Origin of the sequence: Streptomyces sp. NBC_01549 (assembly GCF_026339955.1) — a bacterium.
Taxonomy (GTDB): domain Bacteria; phylum Actinomycetota; class Actinomycetes; order Streptomycetales; family Streptomycetaceae; genus Streptomyces.
Genome location: NZ_JAPEPW010000003.1, coordinates 217,713 through 241,879 on the forward strand (window position 1 = coordinate 217,713; position 24,167 = coordinate 241,879).

Annotated in this window: 25 protein-coding genes and 4 pseudogenes; 18 read left to right on the plus strand and 11 right to left on the minus strand. The window is 68.7% G+C overall.

Annotation, left to right across the window (positions count from 1 at the left end):
- Nucleotides 1-65 precede the first annotated feature (65 nt).
- Both OG819_RS47190 and OG819_RS47195 read right to left on the minus strand, forming a co-directional pair.
- Nucleotides 66-1,379: an IS110 family transposase gene (locus OG819_RS47190; protein WP_266655906.1), complete on the minus strand. Its 1,314-nt coding sequence runs from the start codon at nt 1,377-1,379 to the stop codon at nt 66-68.
- A 197-nt stretch (nt 1,380-1,576) separates the two neighbouring features.
- A complete protein-coding gene (locus OG819_RS47195; RefSeq protein WP_266655908.1) occupies nt 1,577-2,029 on the minus strand; it encodes a transposase family protein in 453 nt (150 codons plus the stop codon).
- Between the two features lie 486 nt (nt 2,030-2,515).
- Here OG819_RS47195 and OG819_RS59270 point away from each other — a divergent pair.
- The 6 genes and pseudogenes from OG819_RS59270 to OG819_RS47220 all read left to right on the plus strand — a co-directional run.
- Nucleotides 2,516-2,686, plus strand: a pseudogene (locus OG819_RS59270) (nitroreductase/quinone reductase family protein); the annotation flags it as partial.
- Between the two features lie 89 nt (nt 2,687-2,775).
- Entirely contained in the window at nt 2,776-2,976 is a 201-nt protein-coding gene (locus OG819_RS47200; RefSeq protein WP_266655910.1) for a nitroreductase/quinone reductase family protein, read from the plus strand.
- Nucleotides 2,973-3,440 (plus strand): cupin domain-containing protein, encoded by a 468-nt coding sequence (locus OG819_RS47205; protein ID WP_266592390.1) that lies wholly within the window; start codon nt 2,973-2,975, stop codon nt 3,438-3,440. Before OG819_RS47200 ends, OG819_RS47205 begins: the two co-directional genes overlap by 4 nt.
- A gap of 69 nt (nt 3,441-3,509) precedes the next feature.
- A complete protein-coding gene (locus tag OG819_RS47210; RefSeq protein WP_266655912.1) occupies nt 3,510-4,457 on the plus strand; it encodes an alpha/beta hydrolase in 948 nt (315 codons plus the stop codon).
- A gap of 42 nt (nt 4,458-4,499) precedes the next feature.
- On the plus strand, nt 4,500-5,402 hold the full coding sequence (locus OG819_RS47215) for a helix-turn-helix transcriptional regulator (protein ID WP_266655914.1): 903 nt from the start codon (nt 4,500-4,502) through the stop codon (nt 5,400-5,402).
- Nucleotides 5,403-5,741: 339 nt separating this feature from the next.
- Nucleotides 5,742-7,376: an ISAzo13 family transposase gene (locus OG819_RS47220; RefSeq protein ID WP_266655916.1), complete on the plus strand. Its 1,635-nt coding sequence runs from the start codon at nt 5,742-5,744 to the stop codon at nt 7,374-7,376.
- A 42-nt stretch (nt 7,377-7,418) separates the two neighbouring features.
- On the opposite strand, the gene OG819_RS47225 is transcribed toward OG819_RS47220, so the two are convergent.
- Together OG819_RS47225 and OG819_RS47230 are read right to left on the minus strand one after the other, a co-directional pair.
- Nucleotides 7,419-7,922 carry an NUDIX domain-containing protein gene (locus tag OG819_RS47225; protein WP_266655918.1) on the minus strand — a complete coding sequence of 168 codons (504 nt, stop codon included), beginning with the start codon at nt 7,920-7,922 and terminating at the stop codon, nt 7,419-7,421.
- 42 nt (nt 7,923-7,964) lie between these two features.
- Nucleotides 7,965-8,375, minus strand: a complete 411-nt coding sequence (locus tag OG819_RS47230) for a hypothetical protein (RefSeq protein ID WP_266655920.1) — start codon at nt 8,373-8,375, stop codon at nt 7,965-7,967.
- Nucleotides 8,376-8,480: 105 nt separating this feature from the next.
- Here OG819_RS47230 and OG819_RS47235 point away from each other — a divergent pair.
- The 4 genes and pseudogenes from OG819_RS47235 to OG819_RS58845 form a co-directional block, all read left to right on the plus strand.
- Nucleotides 8,481-8,759: pseudogene (locus OG819_RS47235) on the plus strand (hypothetical protein); the annotation flags it as partial.
- Nucleotides 8,648-8,905: a hypothetical protein gene (locus OG819_RS47240; RefSeq protein ID WP_266656509.1), complete on the plus strand. Its 258-nt coding sequence runs from the start codon at nt 8,648-8,650 to the stop codon at nt 8,903-8,905. The pseudogene OG819_RS47235 and the gene OG819_RS47240, both read left to right, overlap by 112 nt.
- 301 nt (nt 8,906-9,206) lie before the next feature.
- The gene (locus OG819_RS47245) at nt 9,207-9,416 is read left to right on the plus strand and encodes a DUF6207 family protein (RefSeq protein ID WP_266655922.1); all 210 of its coding nucleotides are present in this window, start codon (nt 9,207-9,209) and stop codon (nt 9,414-9,416) included.
- Nucleotides 9,417-9,588: 172 nt separating this feature from the next.
- A pseudogene (locus OG819_RS58845) lies at nt 9,589-9,963 on the plus strand (Ku protein); the annotation flags it as partial.
- Here OG819_RS58845 and OG819_RS58850 read toward each other — a convergent pair.
- A complete protein-coding gene (locus OG819_RS58850) occupies nt 9,904-10,077 on the minus strand; it encodes a hypothetical protein (protein ID WP_323139463.1) in 174 nt (57 codons plus the stop codon). The pseudogene OG819_RS58845 and the gene OG819_RS58850 sit on opposite strands and share 60 nt — an antisense overlap.
- On the opposite strand from OG819_RS58850, the gene OG819_RS58855 reads away from it, so the two are divergent.
- Nucleotides 10,076-10,381, plus strand: coding sequence for a hypothetical protein (locus OG819_RS58855; RefSeq protein ID WP_323139464.1), 306 nt, complete (start codon nt 10,076-10,078; stop codon nt 10,379-10,381). The genes OG819_RS58850 and OG819_RS58855 overlap by 2 nt on opposite strands.
- A 280-nt stretch (nt 10,382-10,661) precedes the next feature.
- The gene (locus tag OG819_RS47255; protein WP_266655924.1) at nt 10,662-11,921 is read left to right on the plus strand and encodes a hypothetical protein; all 1,260 of its coding nucleotides are present in this window, start codon (nt 10,662-10,664) and stop codon (nt 11,919-11,921) included.
- Nucleotides 11,922-12,173: 252 nt separating this feature from the next.
- Here OG819_RS47255 and OG819_RS47260 read toward each other — a convergent pair whose 3' ends face one another.
- The 3 genes from OG819_RS47260 to OG819_RS47270 all read right to left on the minus strand — a co-directional run bounded on the left by OG819_RS47260 (nt 12,174) and on the right by OG819_RS47270 (nt 13,611).
- The gene (locus tag OG819_RS47260; RefSeq protein ID WP_266655926.1) at nt 12,174-12,620 is read right to left on the minus strand and encodes a hypothetical protein; all 447 of its coding nucleotides are present in this window, start codon (nt 12,618-12,620) and stop codon (nt 12,174-12,176) included.
- A gap of 354 nt (nt 12,621-12,974) precedes the next feature.
- Nucleotides 12,975-13,271 carry a hypothetical protein gene (locus tag OG819_RS47265; RefSeq protein WP_266655928.1) on the minus strand — a complete coding sequence of 99 codons (297 nt, stop codon included), beginning with the start codon at nt 13,269-13,271 and terminating at the stop codon, nt 12,975-12,977.
- A gap of 91 nt (nt 13,272-13,362) precedes the next feature.
- The gene (locus OG819_RS47270; protein WP_266655930.1) at nt 13,363-13,611 is read right to left on the minus strand and encodes a hypothetical protein; all 249 of its coding nucleotides are present in this window, start codon (nt 13,609-13,611) and stop codon (nt 13,363-13,365) included.
- A gap of 420 nt (nt 13,612-14,031) precedes the next feature.
- Between OG819_RS47270 and OG819_RS47275 the strand changes: the two genes are divergently transcribed.
- The 3 genes from OG819_RS47275 to OG819_RS47285 all read left to right on the plus strand — a co-directional run bounded on the left by OG819_RS47275 (nt 14,032) and on the right by OG819_RS47285 (nt 17,440).
- Nucleotides 14,032-14,256: a hypothetical protein gene (locus OG819_RS47275; protein WP_266655932.1), complete on the plus strand. Its 225-nt coding sequence runs from the start codon at nt 14,032-14,034 to the stop codon at nt 14,254-14,256.
- 183 nt (nt 14,257-14,439) lie between these two features.
- Nucleotides 14,440-14,769: a trypco2 family protein gene (locus OG819_RS47280; RefSeq protein WP_266655934.1), complete on the plus strand. Its 330-nt coding sequence runs from the start codon at nt 14,440-14,442 to the stop codon at nt 14,767-14,769.
- A 10-nt stretch (nt 14,770-14,779) separates the two neighbouring features.
- Nucleotides 14,780-17,440 (plus strand): hypothetical protein, encoded by a 2,661-nt coding sequence (locus OG819_RS47285; protein WP_266655936.1) that lies wholly within the window; start codon nt 14,780-14,782, stop codon nt 17,438-17,440.
- Nucleotides 17,441-18,447: 1,007 nt separating this feature from the next.
- Here OG819_RS47285 and OG819_RS47290 read toward each other — a convergent pair.
- On the minus strand, nt 18,448-19,647 hold the full coding sequence (locus OG819_RS47290) for a transposase (protein ID WP_266655814.1): 1,200 nt from the start codon (nt 19,645-19,647) through the stop codon (nt 18,448-18,450).
- Nucleotides 19,648-19,699: 52 nt separating this feature from the next.
- Here OG819_RS47290 and tnpA point away from each other — a divergent pair, with 52 nt between their 5' ends.
- Both tnpA and OG819_RS47300 read left to right on the plus strand, forming a co-directional pair.
- A complete protein-coding gene (tnpA, locus tag OG819_RS47295; RefSeq protein WP_266655842.1) occupies nt 19,700-20,128 on the plus strand; it encodes an IS200/IS605 family transposase in 429 nt (142 codons plus the stop codon).
- 97 nt (nt 20,129-20,225) lie between these two features.
- Nucleotides 20,226-21,389: pseudogene (locus tag OG819_RS47300) on the plus strand (MMPL family transporter); the annotation flags it as partial.
- 200 nt (nt 21,390-21,589) lie between these two features.
- Here the strand turns inward: OG819_RS47300 and OG819_RS47305 are convergent.
- Nucleotides 21,590-22,186 carry an NAD(P)-binding domain-containing protein gene (locus tag OG819_RS47305; RefSeq protein WP_266655938.1) on the minus strand — a complete coding sequence of 199 codons (597 nt, stop codon included), beginning with the start codon at nt 22,184-22,186 and terminating at the stop codon, nt 21,590-21,592.
- A gap of 43 nt (nt 22,187-22,229) precedes the next feature.
- On the minus strand, nt 22,230-23,048 hold the full coding sequence (locus OG819_RS47310) for a 3'(2'),5'-bisphosphate nucleotidase CysQ (RefSeq protein WP_053747145.1): 819 nt from the start codon (nt 23,046-23,048) through the stop codon (nt 22,230-22,232).
- Between the two features lie 139 nt (nt 23,049-23,187).
- On the opposite strand from OG819_RS47310, the gene OG819_RS47315 reads away from it, so the two are divergent.
- Nucleotides 23,188-24,081 (plus strand): LysR family transcriptional regulator, encoded by an 894-nt coding sequence (locus tag OG819_RS47315; protein ID WP_053747144.1) that lies wholly within the window; start codon nt 23,188-23,190, stop codon nt 24,079-24,081.
- The last annotated feature ends 86 nt before the right edge of the window (nt 24,082-24,167 follow it).

Below are 24,167 nucleotides of genomic sequence, written 5' to 3' on the forward strand. Positions count from 1 at the left end.
TAACCCGAAAATGCCCACCTTTACCGCGGTCTTACTCCCGAGATCGAACACGTTGGGTTCTCCAGCTATGCGGCCTTCGTGGTGAGGGTCACCTCGTGGCCGAGAGCCTGGAGCTGACGCACGAGCCCTCTGGTCCGGGCTGCGGAATCGAGAACCCGCAGGTGGTAGTCGGATCCGAGGTCGTGGAAGCGGGCATCAGGATCGCTGAGCAGGTGCCAGACGATGACGAGCATCGAGCGGGCGACGGCCACCAGGGCCTTCCCGTGTCCTCGGCGCTTCACGAGCCGTTTGTAACGGGCCCCGAGGAACGTGTCGGTCCGGGCGGCAGCCATCGCGGCCTCACCCAGCGCTGCCCTCAGCCAGGGGTTGCCCTGCCCGATGCCGCCAGGGAGATTCCTTCCGGCGGACTGGATGGTTCGCGGGGAGAGCTTGGCCCAGGAGACCAGATGACCCGCGGTGGGGAAGATGGCCATGTCGAGACCGATCTCCGCCAGGATGACCTGCGCGGTGGCGGGGCCGATCCCCGGAATCTCGTCCAGGCGTTCCTGAGGTGTCAGTTCGCCGGCCTTGCCCGCTTCAACCCCATCTGGCTCGGCCAGGTCGGCGAGTGCTGCTTCGATGTGACCGGTGAGATCATCGAGTTGGGCCTGGGTGCGGTCGATCGCCTCCAGGAGCATGTTCAGCAGATAGGCATGGTGCTCGTCGAACTGTCCGGTCAATGCCACGACCAGGGCTTCCCGCTTGGCCTTCGCCTTGCCCTGGGCGAGCTCCGCGAGTTGCTGCGGATCGCGTACTCCGGCGACCAGCGCGTCGAGCATCATGCGCCCGGAGAGGCCGAAGATGTTCGTGAGGACCGACGACAGTTTGATCTGAGCGTCCTCCAGGACCTTCTCCACTCGGTGTTTATGACGAGTGCGCTCTTGCGTAAGCGCGGACCGCAACCGTGTCAGGTCCCGGATCTTCCGCAGCGGACGCTGCGGGACGAACGAGGCGCGCAGCATGCCCCGTTCCGCGAGCTTGGCGAGCCAGATGGCATCCAGTTTGTCAGTCTTCGGCCGGCCCGGGACGTTCTTCACGTCACGGGCGTTGACCAGCCAGCACTCCAACCCGCAGGACTCCAACAGGAAGAAGAACGGCTTCCAGTACACCCCCGTGGCCTCCATCACCACGCGAGTGCTCCCCAGGCTGGACAGCCGTGCCCCGAGTTCCAGGATGCCCGTAGTAGTGGAGGTGACGTTCCAGACCTCCTGGACTCGCCTCCCGGCCCGGGACTCGTGCGGAACCCGGGTACACACCATGCCGCTGGCCTTGGCAACATCAATCGCCGCGACCCTCTCCACCAGTTCCGATTCGAGATCGGTCTCTTCGCTCGCCCTCACCCTCGCCTCCCCACCACCCGGTCGCACGGAGCGGTGGCAGCCACCCGGGGGCCGGCGAGGGAAAACGAGAATCTAACCCGCGTGCTCGAAGCAACAATGCGCAGCCCCTCTGGGCCGGCTCCAGCACCAGACTCATTACGGGCTCCAGGCCCACAGATCATCGGCGTCGGACGGGCAGCCACCACACGACCCCATTTTCACGGCTGCGCCGACGTCCGGTATGCCGGATACAGAGACTCGTTCGTCTTCTCCTGCACGTCGAGCTGGGCCAGGACCAGGCCGGTGGTGTGGTCCAGGGCGGCGAGCAGGTGGATCTTCCGGCCGTGTGCCTTCGCGGCGCCGCGAAGGCTCTTGCCGTCCACCGCCAGCGCGCGCAATCCTCCTGCAGCGTGGGGGCGGCGGCGGTCGGCGAGGAAGCGGCCCACGGCCTGGTCCAAGGCGTCGCCATCGATCCGGGCCAAGAGTCGGCGTACCGTCGTTTCCGCAGGCAGGCGCCACTGCGGTAACAGGGGATCGGGACGTGCTCCGACCGTGGTGAGCACCTGCGGCGGAACGTCGGCGATCCACTCGCCGACCGCCAGCAGCGACCTGGCGCCGGCCAGAACCGCGCACGCAGTGAGCGCGAGTACGACAGTCAACGTGTGGCGCACTCCGCGAGGATCACGCGGGTCGGGTACCTCCGCCAGCCGCTCCAGCAGGCCGGGCACCTCATCGCATACGACCTCAGGATGACCGCGCAGTTGGTCAAGAGCGCGTGGGATCGGCGATGGTGCGTCGGCAGGCACGGTCTTCCGTTCGGATCACGGGGCGTAAAGAACTCCATGATCTTGGGAGCCGTGCCTGTCACGTTCCGAGAGCACCGCTGAGCTGGTAGTTCGCCACGAACTGGGCGTCACGCGACTAAGCCGAAACCCTGGGTAAAGGCCGTCACCGCGGATTTCCCGGACCATGAGCACGAACAGCACGCATGCGGCGAACTGCACGGTGGCGTAGAAGACGAATCGAGGGGAGTGGTACTGCTGTTCCTACCCTCGCGACTGGCGGCTGACGTATCGCCCAGAGGACGATCGAACAAGCGAACTGCGGCCCGGGTCCGCAGCGCCACAGGCACGGCACAGTCCGAACCGGAGACAGTCATGACTGGCAAACCGGACTTGAACGCACGCATCATCCACGAGTTCCGTGCCAACAAGGGAGGGGTCGGTGGTGGTTTCAGCGGGGCGCCCCTACTCCTGCTGCACACCGTCGGCGCGCGCTCGGGCAGGTCCCGCGTCAATCCGATGATGTACCTGGCCGACAGAGGCCGCTTCCTCGTCTTCGCCTCCAAGGCCAGCTCCGACCGCAATCCGGACCGGTACCACAACCTGCTCGCGCATCCCCCGAGGCACGCATCGAGGTGGACGACGCGATCCTCGCCGTGCGCGCCGTCAAACTGCGGGGCACGGAGCGCGACACGGCGTTCGCCGAACAGGCCCGCCGCTATCCCGGCTTCGCCGGCTATCAGAGCAAGACCGAGCGGGTCATCCCCGTGATCGCGCTCATTCCCCTCGGCGAAGGCGCCGAGTCCACCGATCACGCAGAACGGACACCGTCATGACCATGGCCTACCTCGCCCAGCCCGAGCAGCAGCAGAGGCTCGAATGGCTCGACGGCAGCGAGTTCGCCGTACTCCTGGACAGCGTGGCCACCGGCGGACAACTGACCGTCGGACGGTTCTCCGTCTGCAAGGGCGAGGCGCCGCCTTACCACACGCACACCCGTGAGGACGAGATCTTCATGCTGATCAAGGGCAGTGCGCTGCTGTGGTGCGACGACCAGGAGATGGAACTGTCGGAGGGCGGCATCGTCTACCTCCCCCGAAACGTCCCCCACGGCTACCGGATCACTTCCGACACCGCCGACCTGCTGATGATCTGCACCCCCGGCGGCATCGAAGGCATGTTCCGCCACGCCGGACGTGACCTGGCCACCCCGCGCCCCGAAGGCTTCGAGATCTCACGGGACCTCATGGCCGAAGCCGCCGACATGTACGGCCAGATCATCGTCGGGCCGCCGCGCTGAGCGTCGGCAGGTCCGCAGCGATCATCGCTCCGCCGTACGGCACTCACCGGAACCACGAAAGGCACTGCCATGTCCCGGCAACAGCGCCAAACCCTCGACGACCTGCTGCGGCACGGCCCGCTCGACCTCGGAGGCGACGTCGCCGAACAGCGCGCCATCTTCCACGACATGATGACGTCCCTACCTTTGCCCCCCGACGTCTCGACCACGGCAGGCGAGTTGGGCGGCGTACCCGTCGTCACCGTGGAGACACCGGCGAACGACCCGGCGACCGTGCTGCTGTACCTGCACGGCGGTGCCTATGCCATCGGCTCGGCGGCCGACGCAGCGGGCCTGGCCGGGGACGTCGCCCGGCGCACCGGTGCACGCGCCGTGTGCGTGGACTACCGGCTGGCCCCCGAGAACCCTTACCCCGCAGCCGTCGATGACGCCCTGGCCGTCTACCGCGCGCTGCTCGACGACGGTGTTCCCAGCTCCGCCATCGCCTTCGTCGGCGAGTCGGCGGGCGGCGGTCTCGCCGTCGCGACGCTGGTCGCAGCCAAGGACGCGGGCCTGCCCCAACCCTCGTCGGCCGCGGTCTTCTCCCCGTGGGCCGATCTGAGCGTGTCCGGCCACAGCGTGGTCGGCAAAGCCGCCGTCGATCCCGCGCTGACCCCCGAGGGGCTGCGCACACGCGCCCGCGACTATCTGCGGGACACCGATCCCGCCACGCCTCATGCCAGCCCCGTCTTCGCCGATCTGACCGGTCTGGCGCCCCTGCTCATCCAGGTCGGCTCGCACGAGATCCTGCTGGACGACGCCGTACGGCTGGCAGCCCGCGCCGCCGAACACGACGTCCACGTCGAACTGCAGGTCTGGCCCCAAGTACCGCACGTCTTCCAGGCGTTCGCCGTGATGCTCGACGAGGCCGACGCCGCGCTGCAGGCCGCCGCCGCCTTCACCCTCGCACACTGGGCCACCACCGACGCCACCGACGAGGAACTGCCTGCGAGTAAAGAGTCCGTTGTGCCGCAGTAGAAGCGCCCTGCGGTCCATGCCGTCTGGACGACGATGACCTGCATGGCAACGACGAACCACTTCGGCATCGCTCTGCGGGGCTGGCGCGGGCGCGCGTCACCGCAGGACAGCGGGCTGGAGGCGGGCGGGGGCCGGCGCATCCCCGGGCTGCGCCGGGAGGAGCTGGCCCGACTGGCCGGGCTGTCCGTCGACTACGTGGTCCGGCTGGAACAGGGCCGCGCTCGGCACCCCTCGGCCCAGGTGGTCGCAGCCCTGGCCAGGGCGCTGCGCCTCGACCCGTCCGAGCGTGATCATCTGTTCCGCTGTGCCCGTCTCGCACCGCCCGCCACCGGGATTGTGTCCCGGCAGGCACCCGCGCGTGTGCACCGACTGGTTAGCCAGTTGGGAGACAACCCCACCGCGGTCTTCGCCGCCGACTGGACCCTCATCGGATGGAACGCGATGTGGTCCGCCGCGGTCGGCGATCCCCGTACGTACGGCTGGGACGAGCACAATCTCGTCGCCGGGATGTTCCGGTCGAGCGGCGGACGAGCGCGGGAACCGATCGCGGCATGGCCCGTTCTGTCCTGGGCGGGCGACGAAGTGGAGGAGGAGGAACTCGTCGCCGACCTGCGGGAGACCGCGGCCGCCCATCCCCACGACGGACGACTCGTCTCATTCGTCGATCACATGCGGCGGACCAACCCCCGCTTCGCCCGCCTGTGGTCCAACGGCACCGCCCGAACCCATGTCGGTGACCGCAAGACCATCGAACATCCGCTGGTGGGCGACATCGCCCTCGACCTCGACGTGCTAATGGCCGCCGGAACCGACCTCAGGATCGTCACGTACACGGCCGAGGCCGGGACCACCGACTCGGAGAAGATGAACGCCCTGCGTACCACCTGTCATCCGCCGGGCAAGGGCCCGTCCCGCCCCACGTCAGAGATCTCCAGCCCCGGCTGATGACGCCGATCCCAGGCTCAGGACGATGCGCCGGAACCTCGGCCAACCGGGCCAGCAGTCCGGGCAGTTCAACCTCTGCGGCGTCAGGCTGATCACGGAGTTGGTCAAGGACGGGCGGGATCGGAGAAGATACGACGGCGGGCACGGACTTCCGTAGGGATCACTGGACTCGACACCCACATGATCTTGGAAGCTCGCGCCCCCCCTACGTTCCGGGCCCATATCGGGACGACCCCGCTCAACCCGCGACTACGCCGAAGCCCTGGGAGCTGCCGATTAATAACTCGTCGGTTTCTATGGGCTGTTGGGTCGTAGGATGCCGATGTGTCGGAGGGGACGATGGCTGAACTGGTGGATGTGTTCGGGCTGTTGCTGCCGCATCTGGATGAGCGGCAGCAGCGCCTGACGTTGGGCGCCGCGGCCCGTGTCCTGGGCCATGGCGGGATCCGCATGGTGGCCGGGGCGGCCGGGGTGGCGGAGTCCACGGTGTCGCGCGGGAAGCGGGAGCTGGAGCATGCGGAGGAGCCCGCGGGTCGGGTCCGGGCACCGGGCGCGGGTCGGAAGTCCTTGCGGGAGGTGGATCCGGAGCTGGTGCCCGCGTTGCTGGCGCTGGTCGAGCCGGACCAGCGAGGCGACCCGGAATCTCCGCTGCTGTGGACGGTGAAGTCCACCCGGAATCTGGCGGCCGAGCTGACACGTCAGGGGCATCGGGTCGGTCCGGACACGGTGGCCGCACTGTTGAAGGCGGAGGGCTTCTCCCTGCAGGGCACCTCGAGGACCACCGAGGGGGCCCGGCATCCGGACCGGGACGCCCAGTTCCGCTACATCAACGATCAGGTCACGGCGTACCTCGCCGACGGGCAGCCGGTCATCAGCGTGGATGCCAAGAAGAAGGAGACGCTGGGCAACTACGCGGTCACCGGACGCGAGTGGCATCGCGCCGGGCAGCCGGTGCAGGTCCGCGCGCACGACTTCCCTGAGAAAGGGGCCCAGAAAGCGGTGCCGTACGGGATCTACGACATCGGCGCGGACGCGGGCTGGGTATCGGTGGGCTGTGACGGGGACACCTCCGCCTTCGCGGTGGCCACTTTGCGCCGCTGGTGGAACGGTGAAGGGTGCCGCCGCTACCCGCACGCTTCCCGTCTGCTGGTCACCGCCGACGCCGGAGGTTCCAACGGCTACCGTGTGCGTGCCTGGAAGAAGGAACTCGCCGATTTCGCCTATGAGTCGGGCCTTGATGTGACTGTCTGTCACTTTCCGCCGGGAACATCGAAGTGGAACAAAATAGAGCACCGACTGTTCTCACAGATCAGCATCAACTGGCGTGGCAGGCCCCTGACCAGCCACGAAGTCGTCGTCAGTACCATCGGAGCGACCACGACACACAGCGGACTGTCCGTCCACGCCGAGCTCGACCCCGGCGCTTACCCCACTGGTGTCACCGTCCCCGACACCGTCATGGAGCGTCTGCCCGTCACGCCGCACGAGTGGCACGGCACGTGGAACTACACGGTGCGCCCCGAACCGCTCGCCCCTGAACCACCCCCGCCCAGTGCCGAGTTCGGGCGCTTCCCCACTGGGGACAAGCTGCCTGCCTGGCTGCGGCACCCCAGCCTCACCGGACTCGAGCCCGCCGCCCTCGACGATCTCGCCGTCCGCTACCAAGCCTGGTGGAGTGAGCACCCGCCGATCTTCCTGCCCGGGAAACGCCCCGACGGCGGCCCTGGCGCCGGCAGCAGACGGCTCTCCGTCTCCGACCAGCTTGTCGTCTTCCTCCTCAAGAAGCGCTGGTCCATGACGAACGCCGTTCTCGCCGAGGCGACCAGTCTGGCCAAGAGCAGAATCGGCGCGACCCTCCAGGAGGTCACCCCCGTGCTCACTGCACTCGGGTACACGGTCCCGGCCGGCGCCCTCACCGTGATCACGGCACAACAGCTCGCCGCGATCGCCGGGCACAGCCTCACGCTCCCGTAATCCTCACCAAGATCGAGGAGTTATTGATCGGCAGCTCCCTGCCTAGAGGCCGAGTTGGACCGGCTGGGCCGGCGTCCCTGTGGTGAGCAGTTCGGCCAAGAGCGTTGCGAGGTCGCGGGGCGAGAACAGGTCAGGTCCGGTATAACCGGCGATCTCCGAGAACTGCCACCAGCGGAACGCGGCCAGGTTCTCGGCGGCGAGCTGGTCGTCTGTCAGCTCGCCTCGGGGCTCGAAATGGTTCGCCCTGACGAGGAAATAGCCGTTGATGATGCCGTCGAAGCCGGGCGCGTAGTCGGCGGCAACGACTACCTGCTGCCAGACGTGCGGCAGGTCAGCGGTGATGGCCAGACCGGTCTCCTCGCGGAGCTCGCGGCGTAAGGCCGTCAGCGGGTCCTCGCCGGGTTCGATGCCGCCGCCTGGAGCTGCCCACACGACCTTCGCCTGCCCAGGCACTGCCGGGTGAGGGAAGACGAACCGGCAGAGCAGGATTCGATCGTTCTCATCGAGGATGATCGCACGGGCGGAGGGACGTAGGTTCAGGTTCATGCCAGCACAGTAGATCGGCATGCTGACAGAAAACGCCCCCGGTCACGGCTGCACGTCCACGACGCGGGCTTCGAGGTCGGCGATGCTGCGGTGTGCGAAGCGGTTGTTCTCGCGGGCGGCGGCCAGCTTGTCGGTGAGGTTTCGGATCTCCGTCTCCTGATCGCGGACGGCACGCTTGAGCGCGAGGTTCTCGCCGGTCATGCGGATGCGGTCCTCTTCAGTCCAGTCAGTGTCCAGTTCGCGGATCTGGCCGAGGAGCTCGGCGATCTGCTCGCGCTGGCGCAGGATCTCCCTGTGCGCGGTCTTGAGCGCGACCTCACTGTTCAGAGCTCGCTCGCGCCAGGAGGCTTCCAGCGCCTGCTGTTCGGCTTCGCGGCCTTCGGCCCGGCGTGGCCGGTGCGGCGGGAAGTCCGGCGGGTGATGTGTCTGGTCATCAGGGTGGTGGCAGCCCACGTGATCAGCGACTCGCGCTCTGAGCTGCCTCTAGCGCACCCTCGACCATCCCGTCGGAGCCGCCCACGCAGACTGGCTTCCGTCCGTATGGCGGCCCCGCACTGCATGCCGAGCTGCTTGACAGACCCTGATTCCACAGAATGCGGGTGTGGCACGCCATGTGGCCGCAGCGCATCAACACCAAGATCGCCGACCTTCAGGAGCGGGAAGCCGAACAGGAACAGGGCCGGAAGAACCGGCCTCAGGAGCCGGACTGGATCGTCGAACTCGGCATCGGCAACGGACGCCCGCCCATCGAGGTGCACGTGGGCGGCTGCTACGCCGCGGGCAAACGACGGCGCCCCCGTCCCGCGCGACGAAGCACGCCGCCTCCTCACCTCGGGCGTGCGCGCCTGCACGCACTGCAAGCCCGACGCCCAGCTCCGCATCCTCGACTGACAGCAAGGGGTGACGCAGGAGATGTTGCCGCCCGGGCCGGGCACGGCTCGAACAACAGTGCCAGCCCGGCCGATATTCTGTCGGTGAGGTGACCCGAAATCGTCACCCGGAACAGGATCCATGATGACAAATCCCGCACCTCCGATCACGGAGCCCGATCCGTCCGCGCTGACCTGCCCCGGTGACCGGGTCGGCCTCTGCGCCGGGTGCCAGCGCAAAACACACAAGTACGGCAGTGGCGGCTGTCCGCTGTGCCAGTGGTGCATGGCGCCCGTGATGGAGCAGTGGGGTCCGACCGTGCGCTACGTCAGCACGCGCGCGTAGCTGCGCACCGGTCGGGTGAAGCCGTTCGGACGAGAGAACTTCCGGGGGCGCCGGCACGTCGTGCCAGGCATGAGGCAGATCAATGACGCGCATGTGGCCGTGCCTGGCCTGGCCGTGGTGGAGGTCGCGGCCGCTGATGACGAGACCGCGTTCGCGGTCCACGAGCTACTCGCCGCGCGGTGCGCCATCGCGCCGGCGGACCGTACGACCCGGGTGCCCGGCGAACCGGGCGTGCGGCTGCGGTTCTTCCTGAACCTTCACCAGGACGCCGACACATAGGCCTGCGGCGGGCGCCTGGCCGTGCTCGTGCCCGGCCGTGACGGGGCTCCTACGCTGGAAGTGCTCAAGGCCCCGGAGGTGTGCCCTGCCCGCGAGCATCTTCAACGGCGCTATCTCGTTCGGGCTCGTCAGCGTCCCGATCACGGTCCTGAGTGCGACCGAAGACCACAGCGTGCGCTTCCGAAGGATCCACACCGCCGACAACGGTCTGGTGCGCAACCGCTACTGCTGCGACGCGGAGGACCGTGAGGTCACCTTCGGACAAATAGGGCGCGGCTATGAACTGCCGGACGGCCGGGTCATCCCGGTCACGGACGAAGAGCTGCGGGCCCTGCCGCTTCCCACGGCGCGCGCCATCGAGCTGATTGCGTTCATCCCGGCCTCCGCCGTCGACCCGCTCCGTATCGGCCCCGGCTACTACCTCCAGCCGCAGGGCACCATCGCCGCCAAGCCGTACCTGGTCCTCCGGCACGCTCTGGAGCGCGCCTCACGGGTCGCGGTCGCACGGTATGCGTGGCACGGCCGCGAGCGGCTGGGTCTGCTGCGGGTCCGGGGTGACGTGATCGCGTTGCACGGCCTGCTGTGGCCGGACGAAATCCGCGACCCCGCCGCTGTGGTCCCGCCTCCGGTCCAGCTGGACAGTGGCGCTGATCGAGGCCATGACCCGCGAGGACCTCACCGGCCCGGAGTTCGCCGACCGGTACACCGAGGCTCTGCAGGCGGTGGTCGAGGCCAAGCAGGAAGACCGCCAGCTGCCGCAGGCCCCCGAGCCGGCTGCCCGGCCGGAGCAGCTGGTGGACCTGATGGCCGCGCTGCAGGAGTCCGTCGGCAGGGCCCGGGCGGCGCGCGGCGAGACGGAGGTGCCCGAGGTGCCGGCCAAGTCTGCGAAGAAGGCGCCCTCCCGGAGGGCTTCCTCGAGGAACGCCGGGCGCGCGAATGGTCGGCGAGGTACGCCAGCGCGCTGACCTGCCGTGGTCGGGGTCATGGTCGGGTCGGCCGGTGCGGTGGTCGGGCCTGTGGTCAGGGCGTGTCGCCGGTGTAGCAAAGAAGCGGCACATCACGCCGCTGGGGGCAGCAGGCGCATGGGTGTCGCCCTTCGCGGCGACGCCGATTATATGATTACTCCGTGTGACCTAAAGGTCACTATCCGCGTCGATGTCTTCATGGTCATCTGGAGTCTCCTGCATATGCCCGGAGCCGCCGCTATGGGGCCCTGGGCGCCACCACCGCATCAGGGAGTGCTCGATGGCGCTTGACGAGGAATCAGCGGCGACGGAAAGCCCCAGCCACGTACTGGGCACCGACCACGCGGAACCGACATCGCAGGACATCGCGCGTGCGCAACGGGCCCAGGAGGAGCTGGCCGCACGTGGGTATGAGGTCGACCCCAAGACGAAGTGGTGGGGCTTCGAGATCCATCTCAACGCTGAAGCCGCCGACATGGCAGCGGACATCGCTGAGCTGATCGGCGACGTGACCGGCGAGTTCCTGCCGTCACCCTACGGCGAGATCGTCGAGTTGTTCTGCAAGGTCAAGTCAGAGTGGATCAAGGCTGTGTCCAACGGATACGGCTGCAAGCTCGTCTCGCCGTGGATCGCACCGGGCATGCTCATCCCGATCTCGCTGCGCCCCAGGGAAGACACCCACCTGTGGTGGACGGTCATGGACACCTCGCACAAGTGGAGCGACGACGAGAAGTTCACCGACCACCGCTCCAAGTCCAACCCGGCCATGGCCGAGTACGAGGGGAAGCTGTACTGCGTCCACCGCGGTGACGGGGACGGCAAGCTGTGGTGGACCGTGTACGACCCGGACGGCAACGGCTGGTCGGTGGACACCGCCTTCCCCAACCACTACAGCCAGGACGGTCCCGCCCTGGCCGTCTTCAACGGCCACCTGTACTGCGCGCACCGCGGCGGCAGCGACGACAACCTCTGGTGGACCCGCTTCGACGGCAAAACCTGGAGCGCCGACACCAAGTTCGGCAGCCAGAAGACCAGCCGGGGTCCGGCCCTCGCCGTCTTCGGCGGCAAGCTGTACTGCGCCTACAAGGGCACCGGCAGCAACAACAACCTGTGGTGGTGCACCACCACCAACGGCACCAGCTGGAGCGGCGACAAGGAGTTCGGCTCCCACCGCACCGACTCCAACCCCGCCCTGGCCGTCTACAAGAACACCCTCTACGCCGTCTACAAGGGCGTCGGCACCACCGCCCTCTACTACGCGCGGTTCAACGGCACCAACGGCTGGCACGGCGACAGCAAGCTGCCCAACCACCACAGCAAGGAAGGCCCCGCCCTGGCCGTCTACAACAACCACCTGTACTGCGTGCACCGCGGCGGGGCCAGCGGCGGCAGCCTGTGGTGGACCCGCTTCAACGGCAGCACCTGGCACCCGGACACCCAGCTCACTGACCACTTCAGCGCGCAGGGACCGACCATCGTCAACTACCGCGACCGCAACGGCACCGAGAACCAGCTCTTCTGCGTACACCGCGGCAACTGAACCCTGACAAGACACACCCGCACGGCCGCAGACGGGCGCTGTGACCCCGCTCGCGGCCGTGCAACCGCACTGTGCCCAGTCCCGAGGCTTCGGACGCCCTGCAGCGCGGCCGGGCAGCCGATCACCCGCCCGACGAGAGCTGCTCAGCAGGCCGGGGCCGACCTGGGTGCTCCGCCCAGTTCCCCCAGGCGGGCCGTCCACGAGCGGGCCGAATCCGTCGGTGGCTTCGGCCCGCTGTAGCAAACTTGCGGGTCAGGGGACGTAGCTGACCGTCGCAGAGAGCTGTTGCAGGCTGGCGACGACCTGGCCAGGGTTACCGGCCGGAGCGAAATCGACGGGCTGCTGGAGCTGGTAGCCCACCCCCTGCGGGGGGTAGTTGGTGAGCTGGTCGCCGATCAGGACGGCCGTCTTCGTGCCCGACAGCGTCATCGGGCCGCCCCCGCTCGGGGGCTTCTCGATGGTCAGTGTCCAGTCGAAGTACATGGTGTTGCGGTAATTGGAGCTGCCGTTGACCTCCACCGCACTCAGCGGGCTGGTGCCGAGGTCCGCCCAGGCCAAAGTGACCCTGCCGAGCACCGGGCTGTCGCCGCTCATCTCGAACCCGACGACCTTCAGCTTCACCCCGGCCTGAACCTCCTGCTCCACCCGGGCCCTGAAACCGCCCTTGATGTCGACGGTGACGAGCCCCAGGGCATCCACTCGCAGCGGCGTATCCGACGCATGGCAAGCGACCGGGATTTCCTGACCGATTGAAGGCAGCGGCACGAGTTCTCCATCCGAGGTTGTCGTTGTCCGGCCACGTCATGATCGCGACCGAATCACCCGATAGTTACCCACAGTACACAAATGGCAACCCTGAGTGCCTCTCCGTCGAAGGCAGGGAGACATGGCACAAACACGATCTGGCCTCGGAGACCCTGCCCGGTATGGTCGTGGAGGTCGACGTCGCCCTCGACAGCGCCGGCCCCCGGCACCGCGCGCCCCGGCCTCTTCCCCGGCGACGCAGCCCTCTTCACCCGGCCTGGTTGAGGCCGTGAACCGGATGAGCACCGGTCAGGGCGTGTCGCCGCAGTAGTAGAAGCGGCACGTCACTCCGGGGCCTGGTACGCGCGGTTCATCTGGGCGCGGGTCGTACAGCGCGCGGCCGCCGGGAAACTGCCCGAGCTCGGTGGACAGGGCGGCGCCGTCGTCGACTTCCTCCGACCGCCAGCCCGTGATGTCGAGCAGCAGTCCATCCAGTGGCCCGCCGATCAGCGCCGCGTACGTCTGCCACGGCAGCGGGCCGGGGTCGGGGGCATCGTAATCGTGGCCGTACACCCGGCCGCGCAGCAGCTGCTCATCGCCATTCATCCGACCAGCCTTCCAGCCGCCACCGACAACGCGGGCTCACGCAGGAGCATCGTGGGCTTGCCCGCGCCGCCGGCGGAAGGGCTTGCCCGGGTCAGGTGCGGAAGCGGGAGAACCAGCCGCCGGCATTCTGCGCGGCCTGCTCGGCTTCCTGCTCCTGGTGGAGGCTCTCCTGCTCCTGGCGCTCGCGTTCGGCGGCTTCGGCCTGCTGCTGAGCTGCGACGGCCCGGCTCTGGCGGTCCTCACACAGGTGCGGGTGCGACTCGCGCGACTGGCCCCAGTCCCGCCGGTCGACCGCCGCCCATCGGTCGTCGGTGAACTTCCGCCCGCAGTCCGCACACACCGGCCGCCGCGCCTCCCGCGCCGCGGCTTCCCGCTCATCGCGGCGCCGTTGCTCTTCCCGGGCGGCTAGGCGACGGAGAGCGAGGGCAGATGAAGCAGCGTGAGGCACCGCGAGAAGCCGCAGGTCACAGCCTTGGTGTATGCAGCGAAGCGCGAGAGCTTACAACCAGCCTGTGAGCCCCCAGCACGGCCCGCTTCCCGACGGCACCGACCGGGCGCCGCGGCCACGGCCGCCGCAGGCTGGACGGGTAGCTGGCCCGCCTCCATCGCCCTCGCACAGTCCGTACCGGAACTGCCCACCGGCACGGACTGGAGCTACGAGGTGAAACTCGACGGTTCTCCAGACATTCGGAGATGTCTCATTCAGCCGGGTGACCACGCGGTATGGCCATCAGTGGGGATGGTCGGCCAAGGTGGGGCGGTGAACGAGAACCACAACATTGAGGTCACTGACGAGATGCGCCAAGCCATGGACACGGCCCGGCGGCAAGGACTGCAAAAGGACCTGCGCACCCTCGCGGCCAAAATCCGGATCCAAGCCGAAGGCCGGTACCCCGGCGCGGAACCCGGATGGCAGTCGGGAGTCGAGTGGACGCTGCTGTGGATCGAGAACACCGCCAGCCAGCTCACCGAAGGCCGTCCGTAGCAGGCCGGGCTCGGGCGAACAGCGCGCTGGCCCCGGCAAGTGATCAGGTACCACTCCCGCCCGGATGGCAGCATGCCCCGCCTGTTGGCCCGGATCACCCCCGGGTGTGGCGCCGGGCCCACTTCCGCCCCGTGGAACTGCCCGGCAGACTGGCCCCGCAACTGAATTGATCAAGGGGGGAACGTGGAGTTAGAGCCCACCGAACTGTCCGAGGCGATCAAGGCCGTGCGCAGCGGGCTGGCCGCGGCGCAGCAAGACGGGGACGGATCACCGATCCGGTTCACGGTCAAGGAGGTCGTGCTCGACCTCGGGATCGAGCTGCGGCAGACCGCGACGGCCGGCGGCGGGGTGAAGGCCTTCGTCGTGTCCGCGGAGGCGAAAGGTGAGCGGGCGAAGACCGCCACGCACCGGATGACCGTCACCTTGCAGGTTGCCCCCGACGAGGACGGGCGCGATTTGCTCATCGGCGACTCGGCACGCGGCCGGGGCGGACCGGTCGACGAGCTGGCGTAGGCCGCAGACGATGGCAGGAGGAACGGCGTCTCGCGCCGTCGAAGTCATCAACCAGGACAAGGAGTCGTACGGCACTGGCTGCCTGCTTGCACCCGGCCTGGTCCTCACCGCCCTTCACGTCGCCAAACCGGGCGGGGGCAGCGTGGTCAAGGTCCGGGACACCGCGAGCGCGACGTTCACCGAGGCCGTGGCGGTGTGGCAGAGCTCCGAGCTGGACGCGGTACTGCTGACGGCCGACCGCGCCCGGGTCGGCGCGGACGTCCGTGTGGTGCGCTTCGGCGAGCTGGTCTGCGACTATCCGGACCGTCGGCCGGTGTGCACGATGACAGGCTTCCCCAAAGCGATGCGCCGCAGGATGTCCGCGAACCCGGACCGGTACGTCGACGACTTGAAGACCGTGGACGGGCGCATCGCCCCTCACACCGGCTCCCGCTCGAAGGTGTACGCGCTCGAGGTCGACGGCGCCGTCCCGACGGAGGTGAAGAACTGGCAGGGCCTCTCAGGGGCCGGGGTGTTCTGCGACGGCCTGCTCGTCGGCATCGCAACCCTCGTCGACCAGCAGTGGGACCGCAGCGTGCTGGCACGACCGTTGTCTCACCTTCTGACGGCCGACAACTTCGCGACCGCGGTCACCGCGCACACCGGCATGCCCCCGCGCCTGCTCCCCGCCGACCTCACAGGGCTGCTCACCCTTCCACCCGCGCCGACGCTGTCCTCCTCTCACCTGCTCGACCCGCGCTCCCAGGTCGTCGGTCTCACCGGCATGACCGGCCTGATCGACCAGATCGAGCGCTGGTGTCAGGGCACGCCCCGGGTGGATGTGGCCGCCGTGACCGGTCTGGGCGGCACCGGCAAGTCCCGCCTGGTCACCGAGGTCCTCGCCCGTCTCACCGCCGCCCGCGCCCGCCAGCGGCCGTGGAGCGGAGGATTCCTCGCCGAGACGCCCGTGCACACGGAGTACGGGATGCTCGCCTCGTCGCCGTACCCACTGTTCATCGCAGTCGATGTCGCCGAAGCCCGCGACGCTCAGATCCGCGACGTCGCCCGCGCGCTGGCCGAAGGCAACGACGGGGCCACGGTCCGCGTCCTGCTCCTGGCCCGCACAGACGGCATCTGGTGGCCGAGGCTGCGCCGCGACCTGCGCGCCCAGCAGGTCGGCCCGGTCAACGAAACCTTCCTGCTCGCCCCCGACGACGCGCTGGCCGACCACAGCCCGGAGGACATCTACGTGGAGGCGAAAGCCGCCTTCGCCCACCGCATCCGGCTGCTGCAGCAGGCCGGGCACGGCGACGACACCTGGCGTGAGACCGTCGTCGCCGACGCGCCGCGCCGCTACGGCGCCGACATCACCTCCGCCCGCAGTCAGCCGGTGATCTACCACCACATCGCCGCGCTCGCCGACGTCCTGGCCCGCGCCAACCCCGACTTCGCCCGCAACGACCACCCCATGGAGGTCCTCCTCGCCAACGAGGAGAACTACGTGCGCCGCGTCGCCGAAGCCCGGCTCGGCACCGACGCCGTCGACACCAAGCTGCTGCGCACCCTCGTCGTGGCGCAGTTCCTCGCCGGCGCGCCCACCGCCCGCGACGGCCGGGCGGCCGTCCGCGCCAGCTTCGACGTCCACCATCATGGCTACGGGACCGCGGCCCTGCCTGACCGGAGTCAGCTCGCCGCGCTCGACGACGTCCTGACCGCTGCCTACCCGGCCACCGACGGCGCGCACTGGGGCGCCATCGGCGAGCCGCTGGCCACCGCTCTGCTCGCCGACGTGGAAACCGACAGCGGCAACGAGTTCGTCGAACACTTCCTGCAGCACGACCGCCTCACCCAGCACCAGTGCCACCAGGCTCTCAGCACCGTCGTACGGACCGCCGGGGAACAGCCCGACCTCGCCGACGGCGCGCTCCGCGCCGTTGCCGCCAACCCGGAACTACTGCTGCCGCTGGCCGTGCAGACCATCGCCACCGAACTCGACGTGGAGCACACCCGCCAGTGGCTGGCGGAGCTCGAGGACGCGGTCGCCGACCGGGCCACGCAGCCCAACGCGGACCCCGACACCTACGAGTGGGCCAGCGATCTCATCGCCGACGCACAAACCCGGGCTGCCTCCGGCGCACGCGGCCTGGAGGAGCTCGTCGACGAACTCTCCCACGGCGAGCAGGAGGAGGACTCTGAGAGTCAGCGGGAGCCTGCCAGCGGCGAAGGCGAAGGCGAGTCCCCTGCGCCCGCTTCCCGACCGCATCGCGTTCTGGTCAAAGACCAGGTGAGCTGGCCGGCCCGGGCTGTCATCACGCTCGTTGCACTCTGCCACCTGATACTGGTCGGGGGCGTCGCCTTCACTGCCGGCGGCTCCCCCGGCCTGCACGAAGCCGGCTGGAGCAGGTGGATGTTCCCACTGATGATCTTCAGCGCGAACCTCGCCATCGCCAGCCTCTACGGCAGCCATCAGGTGGACAAGACCGCTTTCTTCACCTGGATCGGCCCGCCCTTCGTCGTCGCCATGACCACACTGTCCGCACTGATAGCCGACCTGCCCCTGCCACCGCCGTGGCCGCCTTGGATCCTGTGGCCCGTCGTCTTCAGCGGTGGCCTCTACAGCCTGACCTTCGCCTGGCGGATCTGGATCGGCCAGTTCAAAGAGCTCGACGAGCCCGCGTCGTACGAGTCCTGACCCGTGCCCGTACGACATGGGGCGCGCGCCCCATCTGCGGTACCCCCGGCTGTGTGACAGCTACGGACGGCCGCCGCCTCGGCTCAGTCCTGGGGAAGGCGGTAGTCGGCGAGCTGGTGGATGGTCCAACTCCAGCCGGACGTGGGGTTCTCCGGTTCCTCAGGCGCCCGCAACGGTGTCCTCATCGGGACGCTCGGCGCACGCTCTGGCAATCGCCTTGAGCAGGTCCAGGGCGTATCCAACCGGGGGGTCCGGCCGGCCGCTAATGTGCAGGAGCGTCGACCATGCCTCCGCCCCGATACGGCGGGCGTCCACCTACTTGTCGTCGGAACACGGCTGTTCGATGGCGTCCGCGCGGAACAGTTCGACCTGCAGCGTCCCGTTGTCGTGGAGCACCCAGACGTGCGCCATGGTCCCTCCTCATTCTCGGCGTCGTGTTCGCGGCGTGGGCCTCGGTAACGGCAGCCAGCTCGCATGCCCACGGGTTACGGCATCCTTCGGGTAACGGCCTTCCCTTTGTTGCCGATCCAGCTTGTTGCGCGGGAGTCGACGATCACCGGCTGGGGCGGGACCGCCGGACCCGGTGCAGCCACCGTCCCAGTGCCGAGCGACGTCCGCCTTCGCCCGGGTCGGGCGGCGGGAAGGATGGCAGGGGCGGCCAGTCCGGCGCCGGCTGAGGTGGGATCTGGTTCGCGGGGGCCAGCGGCTGCGCGGGGATCGGCGGAATGCTCGGGTGAGGCGGCACGGCACGCTCGTGGCCGGTGCGGCTCGGGGCGGTGTCCTCGGCGTCCGCAGTGTTCACGTCGTTTCCGGTTGTGGCCGCCACACCGGCCTCCGGTTCCGGCAATCGCGGCGGCTCCGGTACGGCAGGTCCAGCTTCTCCGGTGCCGGCAGGGGAATGGGCAGGGGCAGCTTCCGGTGGTGCTGGCCGCACGGCAGGCGCCGACGGCGTCTGCTCCGGCGGTGTCGTAGTGACTCCTCCCCCTCGTGAACGAGGGGGCTTCTCGCTATGCCGGGTTGGCGTCGCGGCGGACCAGCCCGGCCCGTAGAACGTTGATCGCACCCACGGTGTCCGCGTGTGCCTGGTGGTCACACGAGACGCAGTGGAACTTCTCCTGGGTTGTCCGGTTCTCCTTGGTGGTGTTCCCGCATTCGGGGCACCGCCGGGAGGTGTTGCGGGGGTCCACCGCCATCACTTGCCGTCCGGCTCCTTCCGCCTTGGCGGCCAGGATCGCGAGGAACACCCCCCATCCGGCATCGGCGATCGAGCGGTTGAGTCCCGCTTTCGCGCTGGCCCCGTTGGGCAGGAAGCTGCCCGGCTGTTCAGGGTTCGGCTTGGGTGCGGGGGCCTTGCTCATGTTGCGGATCTTGAGGTCTTCGTGCGCGATGAAGTCGTGCTCACGGACGAGACCGAGCGCGGTCTTGTGCGCGTGGTCCAGGCGCTGACGGCGGACCTTGCGGTGCAGCCGGGCCACGGCTTCCACGGCCTTGCGGCGGCGCTTGGAGCCCCGCTTGCAGCGGCTGAGAGCCTGCTGGGCGGCTTCGAGTTTCGCGGCGGCCTTCGCGCCGTGGCGGGGGTTGGGTACGAACTCGCCGTTGGAGTCAGCGAGGAAGTTGGCTATGCCCATGTCGATACCGACCACAGACCCGGTTGCCGGGAGCGGTTCGGGCTGGGGCTGCTCGGCGGTCAGGACGACGTACCAGCGGCGCCCTTCACGCTTGACGCTGATCGTCTTGACCTTGCCGACTACGGGCCGGTGCTGGTGGACCTTGACGTGGCCGACGCCTTGGAGGCGCACGCGGGTGACGGGGTCGTGCGGGGTGGAGTCCCAGCGGCAGCCGTCACCGTCCTTGGGAAAGTCCACGGTGTCGAACCGCTTGCGCGACCGGAAACGCGGATACCCCGGCTTGTCCGCTGCCTTCACGCGCCGGAAGAACGCGGCGAACGCCTTGTCCAGCCGGCGCAAGGTCGCCTGCTGGCTGGAGAACGACCAGCGGCCCTGACGCTCGGGGTCGAAGGCCCGGATGTCCTTGAGCTGGGCCGACTGCTGCCCATACCGGATCGTCGTCTTCGAGGCGTGCCGGTAGGCGTCGCGGCGTTCCTGCAACGCCCCGTTGTAGAGGGAGCAGTGATCACGCAGCATCTCACTGAGCGCTGCCGCCTGGCCCACGGTGGGCCGCATGAGGAACTTGTACGCACGGATCATCCGGCCCACCCCCTTTCCTGGTCAGCTTCGAAGATCATACTACCCTTGGTGTATGTCACCGCGCTGGGAACCAAACCCCGATATCCGTACCGGCCGTCACGTCACCTACAATCTGCACGCCCACTTGGTGTTCGTCACTAAGTACCGCAAGGACGTCTTTGATGACGCCATGCTGAAGCGGTGCGAGGAGATCATGCGGGAGGTGTGCGGCAGCTTCGAGACGGAGCTGAAGGAGTTCAACGGCGAAGCCGATCACGTACACCTGCTCGTGCACTATCCGCCGAAGGTCGCCCTGTCCAAGCTGATCAACAGCCTGAAGGGCGTCAGCTCCCGTTACCTGCGCGCCGAGTACACCGGCCGCATCAACCGCATCGGGCTGGGCTCCGTGTTCTGGTCGCGCTCCTACTTCGCCGGTTCGTGCGGCGGCGCACCGCTCAGCATCGTCCGTCAGTACATCGAGGGCCAGAAGCGGCCCACCTGACCGTCACCGAAGAGGCGCAGCGAACTCCGGCGCTGCGCGCCTCCGGTCCGAGGATGCGTTTCCCTCCCCGGCTGAAGCCGGGGATACCCACGCAAGATCAGGGATGGGTGCCCTCGGTAGCGGCGCATTCACCAAGCTGCTGGGAGGCGGTTTCGATGACCCGGCTTCCCAGTCCACCCGGGCACGCGATCTCATCGACAAGAAATTCGGCGGCGAGACCAACCTCGTGCTGCTAGTCCGCGCCGGCGACGGCCGGGTCGACACCCCGTCCGCCGAGCAGAACGGCAAGGCACTGGTCGCGAGCCTGAAGAAGGAGAAGACGCTCGCGAACGTCGTCTCCTACTGGGACACGCGGAGCGCCCAACTCCTGTCCAAGGACGGCCGCGAGGCCATGGTCCTCGCCCACGTCAAGGGCGACCCGACCCAGCAGCAGAAGAACGCCACGAGCTTGCTCGACGACTACGACGGCACGTACAACAAAGCCCTCACGGTACGGGCCGGTGGGGTGGCCGCCGTCGGCAACGACATGTCGACGCAGGTGGTCGAGGACCTTGAGCTGGCCGAGCTGATCGCGATCCCGCTGACCCTCATACTGCTGCTGTTCGTTTTCGGCAGCGTGGTCGCCGCGCTGCTGCCGCTGGCCATCGCCGTCATCGCCATCCTGGGCTCGTTCGCCGAACTGTCCCTGCTCGCCGACGTCACCAGCGTCTCGAACACGGCGACCAACCTCACCACGGCTCTCGGCCTGGGACTGGGCATCGACTACGGCCTGTTGATGATCAGCCGGTTCAGGGAACAGCTCGCGACCGGCGCGAGCGTGGAGGACGCCGTCCGCCGGACGGTGCACACCGCCGGCCGCACCGTCGCGTTCTCCGCCTCCACCGTGGCCGCCGCACTCGCGGCGCTTCTCGTCTTCCCGCAGTATTTCCTGCGGTCGTTCGGCTTCGCCGGGGTCGGCGTCGTCGCCATCGCGGCCGTCAGCGCGCTGTTCGTCATGCCGCCGCTGCTCGTCGTCCTGGGGCACCGGGTCAACAAGGGGCAGATGCCCTGGGCGAAGACCGCGAACGCCACCACGCGCGTCTCCATATGGGCGCGGCTGGCGCGTACCGTCATGCGGCGGCCCGCGCTCACCGCGCTGCCCGTCCTCGCGGTCCTGCTGGTGGCGGCGAGCCCGCTGCTCGGCATCACCTTCGGCACCCCGGACGAACGCGTGCTGCCCAAGGACGCCGAGAGCCGCCAGGTCTCCGCGACGCTCCAGAAGAACTTACGCCGGCGAAGAGGACGTCGCCGGGTTCAAGTTCTGGCGGATGACTGACGAGGCGAGAGTTTGTGCCTGACGCCCCTGGGTCAACGTCGACTCCGCCACCAAGTCGGGCAGTACATCCCACGATCGTGTCCCACCGGGAACCCATCCATGCCACGCGCCGGCTCCGGCTACCTCCAGCCGGCGCAGCTCGACAGTCAGCGGGCGATTGAGATCGCGAAGGGTGTGAATCCGGTGGAACGGATGACGTGAGGTACGAACAGGATCGCGGCCTCTGTGGCGCGGGCGGTCTGGATCCCGCCGAGGTCGGTGATCCATTCCTTTTGCCAGCCGAGGTCGGTGAGCAGTTCGCGGACGCTCTGCTTGGCCTGCGCGTCCTCGCCGGAGAGGAACACGGTCGGTGTCTGGGCGAGCGTGTCCGGCGAGGTCATCACCGGGAAGAGCATGGTGTTGAGTGTCTTGACGACGCGCGTTTCGGGGAGCGCCTTCTGGAGCTGTTCGGCCAGGCTCGAGCCGGGGTAGATCAGATCGGCGGGCAGTCCGTCCGGTCCGTCGGTGGTGGCGTTGGAGACGTCGACGAGGATCTTGTCCCGGAGTTCTTCGCGCAGAGCGGCGAGCCGGTCCAGCGAGCCGGCGCCCGGGGTGGCGTTGATGACGATCCGGGCAGTCCGGGCGGCGTCGGCGGCGGTGCCCGGCGTGCGGTCCGCCACTGTTACTTCGTGTCCTGCCCGGGCGAGGGCTGCGGCCAGGTTGCCGCCGACGCGGCCGTTTCCGAGAACTGCGATCTTGGTCATGATGATCTGGTCCTTCCGTGGGCGTGCGGGTTGTAGTGCGCGGTCAGCGCGAGAGCGTGGACACGGCCTCGGCGTGGACGCCCGGCGCGGCGGCCACAAAGCTCTGGCTCTGGGGGGTCCAGGGGCGGCCCTCGGCGTCGGAGATCCGTCCGCCGGCCTCGGTGACGAGCAGCGCTCCGGGAAGCAGGTCCGCGCGGGCGCCGGCGAACTGCCAGAAGGCGTCGATCCGGCCGGCGGCTACGTTCAGCAGGTGCAGGGTCGCGGGCACGGCGACGCGGACGACGAGCGCGTCGAAGAGCATCGCGGTGATCGAGGAGCCGACCCGCCGCACGACCTTTTCGTCCTCGTCCGGCCGGGCCTGGCTGGTGGCCACGATGCTCAGGCCGAGGTCGGCGGTCTGGGAGACGTGCAGCGGCCGGCCGTCGAGGTGGGCGCCCGCGCCGGTGAGCGCGGTGTAGGTCTCGCCGGTCAACGGCAGGTGCACTGCGGTGAGCACCGGCTGATTCTCCCGCACGAGGGTGGCGGTCACCGCCCACTCCGGCAGGGCGTGCAGGTGGTTGACGTTGCCCTCGGCCGGATCCACGACCCACCACTCGCCGGCCGGCAGCGCCCCGCCGTCCAGTTCGTCCTCCACCCAGCCGGCCTGCGGACGCAGGCTCGTGAGACGGGGACGCAGGATGTCGAGAGCCGCGTCGTCGTTGACGGCCAGCGCGCGCATCAGCTCTTCGCGGCTCTGGTAGCGGACCACCTCGCCGAAGCGCTCGCGCAGCGCCGAACCCGCCTCACGCACGGCGATCGCGGTCTGGGCGAGCAGGTCGGCGTCGGAGGCGGCGACGTCGGTGGTCTGAAGCGTTTCGGACATGGCGGTATTCCCGTCTGAGGAGGGGTGCTGAGGCCGGTCGAGGGCCGAACTGCGCGTTACTTCTTGCGCTTTCGCCTCAACGGTAGGCAGCCCGGCGATTAACTTCAAATGCATGTCAGGCACGGTTAGAATTACTCACATGCAATTGGATTTGAACCTGCTCGCCGCGCTCGACGCGCTGCTGGAGGAGGGCAGTGTGGCCGGGGCGGCGGCGCGCCTGCACGTCACCGCCCCCGCGATGAGCCGGAGTCTGGGCCGGATCCGGCGCACGACCGGGGATCAGATCCTCGTGCGCACCGGCCGCACGATGACCCCGACGCCGTATGCGATCGCCGTCCGGGAACAGGTGCACGAGCTGCTGCACCAGGTCCAGGGGGTGCTGGCACCGAGCCGTGAACTCGATCTGGCAACGCTCGAGCGCACGTTCACACTCCGCTGGCACGATTCCCTCGTCGCCTTGAGCGGCCCCGCACTGCTCGCGGCCGTGCGCGGACAGGCGCCAGGCGTGCGACTGCGCTTCGTCGCGGAATCGAGCATCGACACCCCCGAATTGCGGCGCGGCGAGGTCGACCTGGAGGCGAACTCCAACCGCCCGAGCGCACCGGACATCCGTGCCGAGAACGTGGGCGAGACCCGCCTCGTCGTCGTCGCGAGGCAGGGGCACCCCCTCACCCGCGTCAGGACCCTCACCGCACAGCAGTACGCCGACGCTGAACACGTCACCGTCTCGCGACGTGGAAACCTCACCAACGCCATCGACGACGCCCTCGCCCGGCTCGGCCTCACCCGCCGTGTGGTGGCGACCGCGCCCACGGAAGGGGCCGCTCTGGAGTTCGCGCGCGGCTCCGACATCCTGATCAGCGTCCCCGAAGCCACCACGCGGTCAGCGGTCGCCGACCTCGGCCTGGTCGTGCTCCCCCTCCCGCTCGAACTGCCGTCGGCACCGATATACCTGTCATGGCATCAGCGCTACGACACCGATCACGCCCACGCCTGGCTCCGCGGACTGGCGCGAACCGCGCTGGCCCTGTGAGGAGCGTCGTAGTCGGCGCCGTGGCTGCGTCACTCCTGCGTCCACGGTCCACGCGACCACCACGGCGATCTGCTTGAACGTCAGCA

Bases quoted from the DNA above. Each gene is read 5' to 3' on its own strand.
- OG819_RS47205 (WP_266592390.1), top strand. From the start codon at position 2,973: ATGACCATGGCCTACCTCGCCCAGCCCGAGCAGCAGCAGAGGCTCGAA.
- OG819_RS47210 (WP_266655912.1), top strand. From the start codon at position 3,510: ATGTCCCGGCAACAGCGCCAAACCCTCGACGACCTGCTGCGGCACGGC.
- OG819_RS47215 (WP_266655914.1), top strand. From the start codon at position 4,500: ATGGCAACGACGAACCACTTCGGCATCGCTCTGCGGGGCTGGCGCGGG.
- OG819_RS47220 (WP_266655916.1), top strand. From the start codon at position 5,742: ATGGCTGAACTGGTGGATGTGTTCGGGCTGTTGCTGCCGCATCTGGAT.
- OG819_RS47225 (WP_266655918.1), bottom strand. From the start codon at position 7,922: ATGAACCTGAACCTACGTCCCTCCGCCCGTGCGATCATCCTCGATGAG.
- OG819_RS47245 (WP_266655922.1), top strand. From the start codon at position 9,207: ATGAGGCAGATCAATGACGCGCATGTGGCCGTGCCTGGCCTGGCCGTG.
- OG819_RS58855 (WP_323139464.1), top strand. From the start codon at position 10,076: ATGACCCGCGAGGACCTCACCGGCCCGGAGTTCGCCGACCGGTACACC.
- OG819_RS58850 (WP_323139463.1), bottom strand. From the start codon at position 10,077: ATGGCCTCGATCAGCGCCACTGTCCAGCTGGACCGGAGGCGGGACCAC.
- OG819_RS47255 (WP_266655924.1), top strand. From the start codon at position 10,662: ATGGCGCTTGACGAGGAATCAGCGGCGACGGAAAGCCCCAGCCACGTA.
- OG819_RS47265 (WP_266655928.1), bottom strand. From the start codon at position 13,271: ATGAATGGCGATGAGCAGCTGCTGCGCGGCCGGGTGTACGGCCACGAT.
- OG819_RS47285 (WP_266655936.1), top strand. From the start codon at position 14,780: ATGGCAGGAGGAACGGCGTCTCGCGCCGTCGAAGTCATCAACCAGGAC.
- OG819_RS47290 (WP_266655814.1), bottom strand. From the start codon at position 19,647: ATGATCCGTGCGTACAAGTTCCTCATGCGGCCCACCGTGGGCCAGGCG.
- tnpA (WP_266655842.1), top strand. From the start codon at position 19,700: ATGTCACCGCGCTGGGAACCAAACCCCGATATCCGTACCGGCCGTCAC.
- OG819_RS47305 (WP_266655938.1), bottom strand. From the start codon at position 22,186: ATGACCAAGATCGCAGTTCTCGGAAACGGCCGCGTCGGCGGCAACCTG.
- OG819_RS47310 (WP_053747145.1), bottom strand. From the start codon at position 23,048: ATGTCCGAAACGCTTCAGACCACCGACGTCGCCGCCTCCGACGCCGAC.
- OG819_RS47315 (WP_053747144.1), top strand. From the start codon at position 23,188: ATGCAATTGGATTTGAACCTGCTCGCCGCGCTCGACGCGCTGCTGGAG.